Raw genomic sequence first — 12,634 nt, forward strand, 5'->3', positions numbered from 1 at the left:
ATGGCGACATGACGAATCAAAGCGTTTGCCAGCCATGCACAGGCTTTTTCGGCGCCTGTCCCGATCTGACATCGCCCCTTTCGGGCGGAATCGCGTCGGCAAACGCCAAAATCGAGCGTCGCATACGATCTAAGTGGTCATGCGGGTTCCGCAATAGCCAGTCCGGTAGCGGGGTGATACAGCCCGTTCCCGCCCGCCCGCTTCTCAAGCCTCCGGCTCCATGGACAAGCAACGCCTGATCCCGCTGATCGTCGCCACGGCCCTATTCATGGAAAACATGGATTCGACGGTCATCGCGACGTCACTGCCGGCGATTGCGGCCGATATCGGCACCAGTCCGCTGACGCTGAAGCTCGCGATCACCTCCTATCTGCTCTCGCTTGCGGTCTTCATTCCGGCGAGCGGGTGGACCGCCGACAGGTTCGGCGCGCGGATGGTTTTTGCAGGAGCGGTCGGCGTGTTCATGCTGGGATCGATCGGCTGCGCGCTATCGTCCTCGGTCACCGATTTCGTGTTCGCGCGCATCCTGCAGGGCCTCGGCGGGGCGATGATGACGCCGGTCGGGCGGCTGGTGCTATTGCGCTCGGTCGACAAGAGCGCGCTGGTCAACGCCATGGCGTGGGTGACGGTGCCGGCATTGATCGGTCCCGTGATCGGGCCACCGCTCGGCGGCTTCATCACCACCTATTTCTCCTGGCACTGGATCTTCCTGATCAACATTCCGATCGGCTTCCTCGGCATCTTCATGGCGCTGAAATACATCGATCCGATCAAGAGCGAGAATCCGGAGCCGTTCGATCTCTATGGCCTCGTGCTCGCCGGCATCGGCCTTGCCGGCATCGCCTTCGGGCTTTCGGTCGCCGGCCTCAACCTTTTGCCATGGACGGTCGTCGCCTCGCTGATCGCGGTGGGTTCGATCTCGATGACGCTTTACGTTATCCACGCGCGACGGACCGGATCGCCCGTGCTGGATTTTTCGCTGCTGAACCTGTCGACACTGCGCGCCAGCATCATCGGCGGCTTCATGTTCCGCCTCGGCGTCGGCGCCCTGCCGTTCCTGCTGCCTTTGCTGATGCAGGTCGGCTTCGGGCTGTCGCCATTCCAGTCGGGCCTCGTCACCTTCGCGTCCGCCGTCGGCGCCATGGGCATGAAGACGCTTGCCGCACGCATCATCCGCAGCTTCGGCTTCCGCAACCTGATGACGGTCAATGCGGTAATAAGTTCGCTCTTCCTTGCCGCCTGCGCGCTGTTCACGGCGGCGACCCCGCTGCTCCTGATCATGATCATCCTGGTGGTCGGCGGCTTCTTCCGCTCGCTGCAGTTCACCGCCATCAACACGGTCGCCTATGCCGAGGTCGAGCCGGCGCAGATGAGCCGGGCGACCACGCTGGTCAGCGTCAACCAGCAACTCGCGATCTCCGCCGGCGTCGCGGTCGGCGCGTTCTCCGTCGAGACGACGATGTGGCTGGATGGTGCGAGCGACTTGAACGCGACCATGTTCGCACCAGCTTTCCTGGTTGTCGCGGTCATCTCCGCGGCGTCAGCCTGGTTCTTCTGGCAGATGCCAGACGATGCCGGCCACGAGATCTCGGGCCGCAAAGCGGTCGAGATCTCCAGCCGCAAGGGCGCGGCCACCGCCGCCGTGAAGGCCGCAACCGAAGGAACGCAGGACGCGCGGGATCAGCGATTGGGATAACGCTAGCGCCACCAACTTGTAATCGTTCTAAATCCCAGCTTCGTGTTGATCGCAGCGCTTGACCCATTCGCGCCTGACTGGAAAACACGTGCGATGAGCGAACAAACCAATATCCGAACATCTCAGCCCTTGGGTTTGGCCAAGCGGGGATATTCGGGCGTGATCCAGCATCTGGCCGTAGCTGACGCGGCCTCCGCGCTCGCCGGCCACGAGCTTGAGAGCCGGTTGATCGAGCTCGGATTCGTCGAGGGCGCCCGGGTCGAGGTGCTGCACGAGGGAATCGTTGGACGCGACCCGATCGCGGTCAGGGTCGAAAACGTCACGATCGCCCTGCGCCGGCGCGAGGCCATGGCGATCATCGTCGCCTGATGGAGCGAGCGGAAACGCGATGGAAGCCCCACTCCTGCATCTTGCGCTGGTTGGTACGCCCAACAGCGGCAAGACCTCGCTTTTCAACGCGCTGACGGGCAGCCGGCAGAAGGTCGCGAACTATCCGGGCGTGACCGTCGAGCGCAAGGAAGGGTTTTTCGTCACCCCCGCCGGACGGCAGGTTTCGCTGGTGGACCTGCCCGGCACCTATTCGCTGCGCGGGCGCAGCCCGGATGAGGAAATCACCCGCGACATGGTGCTGGGCCGCACCCCTGGCGAGGCCGTCCCCGACCTCATCCTCTGTGTCGCGGACGCGACCAATTTGCGGCTGACGATCCGCCTGCTGCTGGAGCTGAAGAACACCGGCCGGCCGATGATGCTGGTGCTCAACATGTTCGACATTGCGGCCCGCCGCGGTGTGAGCGTGGACGTGCCTAAATTGTCCGAGGCGCTCGGCGTGCCCGTCGTGACCTCGATCGCGGTTCGCAAGGGCGGGATCGCGGAACTGTTGCGTCGAACCGACGAGATTGCGGCGCAGGAGCAGACACCCGCCGGGCCGAATCGATGGCAGCCCCTCACCGCCTCCCAGTTGCGCGCTACCCAGCGCGAGGCCGACCGCATCATCAACTCCGCCGTCACGCTACCTGCCAAGCCCGACACCTGGACCGCCCGGATCGACGCGGTGGTGCTGCATCCGGTCGCGGGACTTTTCATCCTCGCGCTGATCCTGTTCCTGATGTTCCAGGCGGTGTTCGCGTGGGCACAGCCGCTGATGGAGCTGTTATCCTCGGCCTTCGACGCGCTCGGCCAGTTCGTGCATGACACGCTGCCGGAAGGGCTGCTGCAGAGCTTCCTTCAGAACGGCGTCATTTCCGGCGTCGGCAGCGTCATCGTGTTCCTGCCGCAGATCATCATCATCTTCCTGTTCATCCTGCTGCTGGAAGATTTCGGCTACATGGCGCGCGCGGCGTTCCTGATGGACCGCATCATGGGCGGCGCCGGCCTGCACGGCCGCGCCTTCATTCCGCTTCTCTCGAGCTTTGCCTGCGCGATCCCCGGCATCATGGCGACGCGCGTGATCGACAACCGGCGCGACCGCCTGACCACCATCCTGATCGCGCCACTGATGACCTGCTCGGCACGCATTCCCGTGTACACGCTGATCATCTCGGCGTTCATTCCGGACCGCGATGTCTGGGGCTGGTTCAACCTGCGCGGCCTCGTCCTGTTCGGCCTCTATGCGGCTGGAATCACCAGCGCGCTCGGCGTCTCGTTCCTGGTCAAATTCTTCATGCTGCGCGATTACGCCCCTGCGCCCTTCATGCTCGAATTGCCCGACTACAAACTACCGCGGCTGAAGAGCATCGCCATCGGCGTCTACACGCGGGCGAAGATGTTCCTGCAGCGGGCCGGCACGACGATCTTCTCGATGATGGTGCTGATCTGGTTCCTGGCCTCATTCCCGACCGCGCCGGCCGGCGCCCAAGATCCCGCCATCGACTACAGCCTCGCCGCGATCATCGGCAAGGCGATCGAGCCACTGCTGGCGCCGCTCGGATTCAACTGGCAGATCGCGGTGGCGCTGATCCCCGGAATGGCCGCCCGCGAGGTCGCGGTGGCAGCGCTTGGCACCGTCTACGCCATCGAGGGCGGCAAGGAAGCCGCCGACCAGATCGGCCATGTGCTCGCCACCAAATGGAGCCTCGCCACCGCTTTGTCGCTGCTGGTCTGGTACATCTTCGCCCCCCAATGCGCCTCGACGCTGGCGGTGATCCGCCGCGAGACCGGCGGCTGGCGATGGATGGCAGTGACGTTCTTCTACATGCTGGCGCTGGCGTATCTGGCGAGTCTGGCGACCTACAATATCGCGGTCGCGCTGGGGGCGGGTTGACCCCCGAACCTATACGTTGCTCCTGCACGGCATCTTGATGGTCGCGCGAAGGCCCGATCGACCGGCTCCGTTGACGTTCTCGAACGCGATCGAGCCACCGTAACGATCGATGATCCGTTTCACGATCGAGAGTCCAAGCCCGGATCCCTCGCCTGTCGGCCGCTCACCTCGAAAGAACGGCTCGAAGATTCGATCGAGATCGCCCGGTGGAATTCCCGGCCCGGTGTCCTCGATCTGCAGGACCGCCATCTCGCCCTCACGATAGACTCCAAGGTCGATGCTTCCGCCATCAGGCGTGAACTTGACCGCGTTTTCGACGAGATTGCGCACAGCCGAGGCAAGCGACAACGCATCGCCGCTGACCGCAACAGCCTCGGCGATCCGAAAGCCCAGATCTATGTCTCGCGCAGCGGCTTCCGGCAAAATATCGGCGACGACTTCCTTCGCGACCTCGTCGAGAGCGACGGTCTCCCAAACCGCGACTTGCACGGCATCCTGGCGCGCAAGTGCCAAGAGTTGCTCGAGCAGATGCTTGGTTCGCCGCATGCCGCTCTTCAACGCATCGAGACGGTCGCGCGCCTGCGGCGACATTTCACGCGGATCCAGATTTTCAGCCTGAAGGCTCAGCGCCGTAATCGGCGTCCGGAGTTCGTGGGCCGCGTCTGCGATAAACCGCCGCTGCTGCTCCATCATGCCGCGCATGCGATCCAGCAACCCGTTAATCGACACGAGAAACGGATGCAACTCGCTCGGCATTCCCGTCGCCTTCAATTCATGGATGTCGTCGCCCCTTCTCGCGTCGAGATCATGAGCCAGCCTGACCATCGGTTGGAACGAACTTGCGATCACCGCTGCTGTCACCAGCAGAAGACATGGAACCAGCGCGGCGATCGGCAGCAACGTCCGCAACGCCATATTGCCTGCAATCTCGGTGCGGATCTCCGTGCGCTGCGTCACCGCGAATCGGCTGCCATCGGCCCGTGTGCGCAGCAACACCCGGATGGGCTGTCCTTTATAGGTGCCGTTGTGCAATCCATCCGGCAGCGTCCAGAGCTTACGGTCGTCAGCCGAGCCGCGCGGGACCGTTCCCAGTTCGATGACTGCAACCTCTGCCTCCGCGTCGACGCCGTTGACAGGTTGGCTTTCCCTGACCGAAGCGTTCAGTGCGAACGTACCGACCTGGATCAGGACCGAGTCCTGCATTTCGATCGTTTCGCTGTAGGCCCACAGATACGCGAAGGTGCCTCCGATCGCTCCCGTCAGCACGATGATCGCCGTGAGGCCGACGAACAGACGTGCGCGCAACGATTTCAGCATGTGGGACGATCCACCATCCACCCAACGCCGCGAACGTTCCTGATCGCAATGGCACCTAGCTTCTTGCGCACCGCGTGGATCAGGAATTCGACGGCGTTGCTTTCGACCTCCTCGGTCCAGCCGTAGATCTGCCGCTCCAGCTCGCCGCGGGACAGGATCGCACCGGGCCGCATCAGCAGCGCCTGAACCAGAGCGAATTCGCGTGCGCTCAGCACCGCCTTCTCGCCGCAGAAGGTCGCCTCGCGCGTCGCCGGATCAAGGCAAAGGCGGCCGTTGGTGAGGATCGGCGGCGTACCGCTGCCTTCGCGCCGCAGGACAGCGCGCATGCGCGCCAGCAATTCGCCGATCTCGAATGGCTTGACCAGGTAATCGTCGGCACCGAGATCGAGACCAGCCACGCGATCGCTCAAGGCGTCGCGCGCCGTCAGCACGATGACTGGAAGGCGCACACGCTCTGCTCGGACTCGTTTTAGAACCTCAAGACCGTCGATGAGGGGCAGGCCAAGATCAAGCAACGCCATATCGTAGGTCTCGCTGTGGATCGCCTCGATGGCGAGATCGCCGTTCCTGACCCAGTCGACCGCGTAGGCGGCATCTTTCAGCGCCTCCAGGACGGCCGCACCAATCATTTTATCGTCTTCGACCAGCAGTACTCGCATGACGGCCGGCCCCGCTATGCAGCCGGCGGACCCGCATCGTTCGCGGCTGCGCCGGGGGTCTCGGGCACCGCAACGCGGGTGGTCAGCGGGCAGGCTACGATCCATGAACGGGACATCATCTTCCCTCTGATTCTCCTGTCTCGGTCTGGCTCGCGCCCTGGAGCATGACAGCTCCGACTGAGCCGATACTTAGCTCCACTCCCGTTCATCCTCGGTACGATCCGGCTCCTAAGTCGGAGCTAAGTCTGGACAGGTACGCTCCATTCGAAGTTCGGCAAGACCGCCGGATATCCCGATTGGAGTTCCGCAAAGTGTCCGACGCACTGGCGCGCCGATGCTGAACAAGGTCCCCGAAGTCACACTAGTCTTCTGGGTGATCAAGATCATGTCAACGACGGTCGGCGCGCGCCGAAGCCGCCGCCTCGAAGCTCGGAGCCTTGGGCTTGGGCCGGAGTGAAGAGCCGATGGAATTCATCAACAAGAACGGCCGTGTCGACGATACCGGCAAGGTGCCGGCCGTTTCGTTGGGCTTTTGGATCGTCAAGATCCTGGCTACGACGCTGGGCGAAACCGGCGGCGATGCCGTGACGATGTCGATGGGTCTCGGCTACCTGGTTGGGACGGCGATTTTCGCCATCGTCTTTGCCGTGGTGGTCGCCGCCCAGATCGGCGCGAAGCGGTTCCATCCGTTCCTCTATTGGACGGTCATCATCGCAACGACAACCGTCGGCACGACGCTGGCGGACTTCGTGGACCGGTCACTCGGGATCGGCTATCTCGGCGGGTCCTCGCTGCTTGCGGCACTGCTCGTCGCATCGCTGGCGGTCTGGCATCGAACGATGGGGTCGGTCTCGATTGCATCGATCGACAACAAGGCGGCGGAAGCCTTCTATTGGGTCACGATCCTGTTTTCGCAAACGCTCGGGACGGCGCTCGGAGACTGGATGGCTGATACAACCGGGCTTGGCTATCGCGGCGGCGCCCTGGTCTTCGCAACAGGCATTGCCGTCGTCGCGGCCGCATATCTTTGGACCAATATGTCCAGGACCATGCTCTTCTGGATCGCCTTCGTGCTGACCCGACCTCTTGGAGCGACCGTGGGCGATTTCCTGGACAAGCCGCTCGATCACGGCGGCTTGGCTCTCAGCCGATATGCGGCTTCAGGTGCCCTCGCAGCCGCCATCGCGGCGCTCGTCTTGCTCCTGCCGCAACGAGCGGGCCAGCGAGCCTGACCCGATCCGTCATGAACGTCCTTCGGTCTTTGTGACACCGCGAAATCCCGTCGCCAGCACGTAACGCTCCGACGAATCCTGCCGGCTGGCGGCGGGCTTTACGTGACGGATGGTCGAGAAGTCGCGCTTCAACTGCGCGAGTAGTTCGGCGTCGGCGCCGCTCTGAAACACCTTTGCGAGGAACGCGCCGCCGGGGCTGAGCACGTCGCAGGCGAAGGCTGCGGCGGTCTCGACCAGGCCGACGATCCGGAGTTGATCTGTCTTGCGGTGACCGGTGGTGTTGGCGGCCATGTCGGACATCACGACATCGGCGCGGCCGCCCATCATCGCGATCAGTTTTTCGGGCGCGTCGTTATCGAGGAAATCGAGCTGCGCGAAGGTGACGCCGGGGATCTCTCCCATTTCCAGGAGGTCGATTGCGATCACCTTGCCCTTGCCATTGGCCGAGCCGACGCGCTTGGCCGCGACCTGGCTCCAGCCGCCGGGCGCAGCGCCGAGGTCGACCACGGTCATGCCCGGCTTGAGCAGGCGATATTTGTCGTCGATCTCGGTCAGCTTGAAGGCCGCGCGCGAACGGTAGCCCTGCGCCTTGGCTTTCGCGACATAGGGATCGTTGAGCTGGCGCTCCAGCCAGAGTTTTGAGGACAATTTCCGCTTGCCGCCGCTCTTCACGGTGACGTGCAGCCGGCCGGTCGAATCTTTCGCCATAAGTGTCTCTGGATTCTCTTTGTTGGAGCATGATCTTGTCGGAAAACCGGTTCCCACTTTTCCGGATCACGCTCGTTACGGCACGTGCAGGCACGACTTCAGCGCGCCGTCCTCGCGCATCATCTCGACCAGCATGCCCTCGCGCAGGCCGCGGTCGGCGACGCGCAGCCGCGGCAGCGGGAATGCGTTCCTGACGGCATCGAGGATCGCGCAGCCCGCAAGCACGAGGTCGGCGCGCTCGATGCTGATGCAGCTATTATTGATGCGCTCCTCATAGCTCATGCCAAGCAGATTTTGAATCGTCGCGGTCACGTCGGCGTCGCTCATCCAGATGCCATCGATGCGTCGGCGATCGTAGCGCGGCAGATTGAGGAATACGCCGGCAAGGGTCGTCACCGTGCCCGACGTGCCCAGCAGATGCATGTCGCGCAAATCGGAGCCGTGCTCGGTCGCGAACGGGGCGACATATTGCGCGACCTCGGCGACCATCCGCGCATACAACTCTTTTGTGACATTGCGACCGCCGAATTGCTCGGCAAGGCTGACCACACCGAACGGGATCGACATCCAGGCCTTGATCCAGGGCGCAGCATCCGGCCTTGCCGGATCGCGCTCGATCCGCACCAGTTCGGTCGAGCCGCCGCCGATGTCGAACAGGACCGCGCCGCGGCCCCTTCGGTCGAGCAGCGGCGAGCAACCGATCACGGCCAGCGTCGCCTCGGTCTCGCGGTCGATCACCTCGAGCTTGATGCCGGTCTCGGCGGCGACGCGGGCGCGGAAACTGTCGGCATTGGCGGCGGCACGGCAGGCCTCGGTCGCGATCAGCCGCAGGCGCCTCGCCTTGCGGTAGCGGATCTTGTCGCTGCAGATCGAGAGCGCGGCGATTGCGCGCTCGATTGCGGCGTCGCTGATGGAACCGGTCGCCGAAATGCCCTCGCCGAGCCGAATGATGCGGGAAAAAGAGTCGACCACGCGGAACCCGTCCCCGGTGGGACAGGCGATCAGGAGCCTGCAATTGTTGGTGCCAAGGTCAAGCGCGGCGTAAACGCCGCTTTCGACGGCCGCCGTAGCCAACCCTGACGGGCTCTCGCGGGCCGAAAGGCCGACGCAAGGCCGCGTGTCATCCTTCATCAACACTGTCTTTCCGCGCGGCACCCGGCCCGCCGAAGAATTTCCGTTCACGGAAACTTTAGCAGCGCCAAAGGCCTACGCAACAAATCATCACACGCGACATGCCTAATCGGGCGTTGTCGCTTACATCACGCTACGTTATCTGGTCGAAACACCGCGAAATTGCTCCAAATCGCGGCATTTCAGGTTATTTACCATGCAAGATCACACATCTTCCGCGGCCCTCGAAAACGCTATCGCACTGCAAAAATACGGTGTCGGGCAACCGGTCCGCCGCAAGGAGGACGACACGCTGGTGCGCGGCAACGGCAAATACACCGACGATTTCTCCCTGCCCGGCCAAGCCTATTGCTGGATGGTGCGCTCCTCCCACGCCCACGGCGTCATCAAGGGGATCGACACCGCCGCCGCCAGGGCGATGCCGGGCGTGCTTGGGGTGTGGACCGGAGCCGACCTCGCGGCCGCCAACTACAACCCGTTCACCTGCGGCATGCCGCTGAAGAGCCGGGATGGCTCGCCGCTGCTGCAGACCAACCGCCTGCCGCTGCCGACCGACAAGGTCCGCTTCGTCGGCGATTCCGTCGCCTTCGTGGTGGCTGAAACGGCCGCGCAGGCGCGCGATGCGGCCGAAGCCGTCGAGGTCGACATCGAATCGCTGCCGGCGGTGACCGATGCCGCCGAGGCCGCCCAGCCCGGCGCGCCGCAGCTCTACGACCACATCCCGAACAATGTCGCGCTCGACTACCACTATGGCGACACCGACAAGATCAATGCCGCTTTCGCCAGCGCGGCGCATGTGACCAAGCTCGACATCGTCAATACCCGCGTCGCTGTCGTCTCGATGGAGCCGCGCGTGGCGCTTGCGGCCTACGACAAGACAACCGAGCGCTATACGCTGCGGGTGCCGACCCAGGGCGTCTCCGGCAACAAGACGACCTTGGCAAAAATCCTCAACGTGCCGCCGGAGAAGGTGCGGATTCTCACCGCCAATGTCGGCGGCTCCTTCGGCATGAAGAACCTCAACTATCCCGAATATACCTGCATCGCCCACGCAGCGAAGGAGCTCGGGCGCCCCGTGAAATGGACCGACGAGCGCTCGACCAGCTTCCTGTCGGACAGCCAGGGCCGCGCCCAGCTCATCCATGCCGAACTCGCGCTCGACGCCGACGGCAAGTTCCTGGCGGTGCGGCTGTCCGGCTACGGCAATCTCGGCGCCTACATCACTGGCGTCGCCCCGGGGCCGCTGTCGCTCAACACCGGCAAGAATCTCGCAAGCGTCTACCGCACGCCGCTGCTCGGCGTCGACATCAAGACGGTCTTGACCAACACCACGCTGATGGGCGCCTATCGCGGCGCCGGCCGGCCCGAGGCCAATTACTACATGGAGCGGCTGATCGATAAGGCCGCCGACGAGATGGGCATCAACCGGCTGACCTTGCGGAAGCGCAATTTCATCAAGCCGTCACAACTGCCCTTCCCGGCCGCATCAGGCGTCACCTATGACAGCGGCGATTTCCAGGGCGTGTTCGAGAAGGCGCTGGAGATTTCGGACTACGAGAATTTCGGCAAGCGCAAGCGGGAGAGCAAGAAGAACGGCAAATTGCGCGGCATCGCGGTCGGCTCCTACCTTGAGGTCACCGCGCCGCCGAGCGGCGAGCTCGGCAAGATCACCTTCGATCCGGATGGCTCGGTGACGCTCACCACCGGCACGCTAGACTACGGCCAGGGCCATGCCACGCCATTCGCGCAGGTGCTGTCGGACCAGCTCGGCGTGCCCTTCGATAAGATCAAGCTGGAACAGGGCGACAGCGATCTGGTGCGGTTCGGCAACGGCACCGGCGGCTCGCGCTCGATCACCGCGACCGGCCAGGCCATCGTCGAGGCGTCCGCACTCGTCGTCGAGAAGGGCAAGAAAGCGGCCGGACATGTGATGGAAGCATCCGAAGCCGACATCGAATTTACCGGCGGCCGCTTCACCATCGCCGGCACCGACCGCTCGATCGGCATCATGGAGCTCGCGCAGCGGATGCGTGAGGGCCAGATTGCCGAGGGCGGGCCTGATACGCTCGACGTCGACCACGCCACCAAGGAGACGCCGTCCACCTTCCCCAACGGCTGCCACGTCGCGGAGGTCGAGATCGACCCGGACACCGGCGTGATCAGGATCGTGCGCTACACCGGCGTCAACGACTTCGGCACCATCGTCAATCCGATGATCGTGGCGGGACAGTTGCACGGCGGCGTCGCGCAAGGCATCGGCCAGGCGCTGATGGAAGAGGTCAATTACGATGCCTCCGGCCAGCCGATCACCGGCTCGTTCATGGACTACGCGCTGCCGCGCGCCGAGGACATTCCGCCCATGGCGGTCGGCGATCATCCCTCGCCGGCGAAGAGCAATCCGCTCGGCACCAAAGGCTGCGGCGAGGCGGGATGCGCCGGGAGCCTTGCGACGGTGGTGAATGCGGTGGTGGATGCGCTGTCGGAATACGGCATCAAGCACATCAACATGCCGCTGACGCCGGAAAAAGTGTGGCGCGCGATCGAGGATGCGAAGAAGGCGCAGGCGGCCTGACGCTTCAGCGGAGCAGGTGGCAATGGCGGCAGAAGCCTACAACCACCAACACTCGTCATGCGCGGGCTTGACCCGCGCATCCATCTCCAGAGCAGAGTCTTTCAAGCGTGATGGATTGCCGGGTCAAGCCCGGCAATGACGCGTCGAATCACGCCGCGGCCTGCTCTCGTGGTTGATAGATCGCGATATGCCAGCAATGCGCCAGCGGCGTGGTGCCGTTGGCGACCACGATCGCGTCGAGCTCGACGAAGCGGTGGCCCTTCTTGTCATAGTTCGCAGTGACCTTCGCGCGGGCCGTCAGCTCATCGCCGGTCTTCGCGGCCGAGAGGAGCTGCATCCGGCTGCCGACGTGAATCCAGGGGCCGAGGATGGCGTTGTCCACCAGGAGCTTGTTCATCACCTTCTGCAGCATGCCGGGATGGCCGAGATGTTCGCGCGTGTAGATCGTGTGGGTTTCCCTGATATCGGCGAGATATCCCGTCGCAGCATCGCCGGCCCAGACGTACGGCCGGGTGCCGAGCCATTTGCCGACTTCGTAGGACGAGGCATTCACCGGCTTGCGCTCGGCGACTGCGGCGACCTCGATGTAATCCCTGATCGAAACAGCGGGCGCCGCAGTCGGCAGCGACGCGCTGCCGGTGGCGCAAAGCTCGCCGCGCCTGAACACCTCGATCGCCAGCGCGCCGTCGCGCTCCTCGCCCCTCACCTCGGCCTGTTCGCCATCATAGACCGGCTTGAGGAAACGCGCGTCGATCAAGCCGCGCCCGAGGAAATCGCGGCCCCATGTCGCAACCGGTAGGTGCATCATATATGCCATCACGTCGACGCCGGGGACCAGCCCGCCCGAGAAGCCGTACCGCCGCGCCACCGCATCGTCATGGATCTTGTTCTCGGACTCTTTCGAGGTGTTATAGGCCGAGACGCGGTAGGTTTGCGGATGGCTCATGGGGTTCCCCTTATTTCGGTTGTTTGTCTGACCGGATCGTACGCCATCAACCGTCCGTGGCAAGCCTGTGGGCGGCCTCGCAATTTTCCGCCCGATGGGTTACATGCGGCCCA

General features: G+C 63.9%; 10 protein-coding genes. 5 read left to right on the plus strand and 5 right to left on the minus strand.

The window, feature by feature from the left end:
* The first annotated feature begins 220 nt into the window (after positions 1–220).
* From AC5ZG5_RS10280 to feoB, 3 genes are all read left to right on the plus strand, one after another.
* Positions 221–1,696 carry an MFS transporter gene (locus AC5ZG5_RS10280; protein ID WP_456641751.1) on the plus strand — a complete coding sequence of 492 codons (1,476 nt, stop codon included), beginning with the start codon at positions 221–223 and terminating at the stop codon, positions 1,694–1,696.
* 93 nt (positions 1,697–1,789) lie between these two features.
* The gene (locus AC5ZG5_RS10285; protein ID WP_456641752.1) at positions 1,790–2,065 is read left to right on the plus strand and encodes a FeoA family protein; all 276 of its coding nucleotides are present in this window, start codon (positions 1,790–1,792) and stop codon (positions 2,063–2,065) included.
* 19 nt (positions 2,066–2,084) lie between these two features.
* A complete protein-coding gene (gene feoB, locus AC5ZG5_RS10290; RefSeq protein WP_456641753.1) occupies positions 2,085–3,956 on the plus strand; it encodes a ferrous iron transporter B in 1,872 nt (623 codons plus the stop codon).
* 9 nt (positions 3,957–3,965) lie between these two features.
* Here the strand turns inward: feoB and AC5ZG5_RS10295 are convergent, their stop codons facing one another.
* Entirely contained in the window at positions 3,966–5,273 is a 1,308-nt protein-coding gene (locus tag AC5ZG5_RS10295; RefSeq protein WP_456641754.1) for a sensor histidine kinase, read from the minus strand.
* Positions 5,267–5,932: a response regulator transcription factor gene (locus tag AC5ZG5_RS10300; protein WP_456641755.1), complete on the minus strand. Its 666-nt coding sequence runs from the start codon at positions 5,930–5,932 to the stop codon at positions 5,267–5,269. Before AC5ZG5_RS10300 ends, AC5ZG5_RS10295 begins: the two co-directional genes overlap by 7 nt.
* A 464-nt stretch (positions 5,933–6,396) precedes the next feature.
* Here AC5ZG5_RS10300 and AC5ZG5_RS10305 point away from each other — a divergent pair, with 464 nt between their 5' ends.
* A complete protein-coding gene (locus AC5ZG5_RS10305; RefSeq protein WP_456641756.1) occupies positions 6,397–7,164 on the plus strand; it encodes a COG4705 family protein in 768 nt (255 codons plus the stop codon).
* A 9-nt stretch (positions 7,165–7,173) separates the two neighbouring features.
* On the opposite strand, the gene AC5ZG5_RS10310 is transcribed toward AC5ZG5_RS10305, so the two are convergent.
* On the minus strand, positions 7,174–7,872 hold the full coding sequence (locus AC5ZG5_RS10310; RefSeq protein WP_456641757.1) for an RlmE family RNA methyltransferase: 699 nt from the start codon (positions 7,870–7,872) through the stop codon (positions 7,174–7,176).
* A gap of 75 nt (positions 7,873–7,947) precedes the next feature.
* The gene (locus AC5ZG5_RS10315) at positions 7,948–9,003 is read right to left on the minus strand and encodes a Ppx/GppA phosphatase family protein (protein ID WP_456641758.1); all 1,056 of its coding nucleotides are present in this window, start codon (positions 9,001–9,003) and stop codon (positions 7,948–7,950) included.
* 196 nt (positions 9,004–9,199) lie between these two features.
* Here AC5ZG5_RS10315 and AC5ZG5_RS10320 point away from each other — a divergent pair, with 196 nt between their 5' ends.
* A complete protein-coding gene (locus AC5ZG5_RS10320) occupies positions 9,200–11,575 on the plus strand; it encodes a xanthine dehydrogenase family protein molybdopterin-binding subunit (RefSeq protein ID WP_456641759.1) in 2,376 nt (791 codons plus the stop codon).
* A gap of 148 nt (positions 11,576–11,723) precedes the next feature.
* Here AC5ZG5_RS10320 and AC5ZG5_RS10325 read toward each other — a convergent pair whose 3' ends face one another.
* Positions 11,724–12,521: a hypothetical protein gene (locus AC5ZG5_RS10325; RefSeq protein ID WP_456641760.1), complete on the minus strand. Its 798-nt coding sequence runs from the start codon at positions 12,519–12,521 to the stop codon at positions 11,724–11,726.
* Between the last annotated feature and the right edge of the window lie 113 nt (positions 12,522–12,634).

The sequence above is a fragment of the Bradyrhizobium sp. Ses1 genome, from assembly GCF_059512365.1.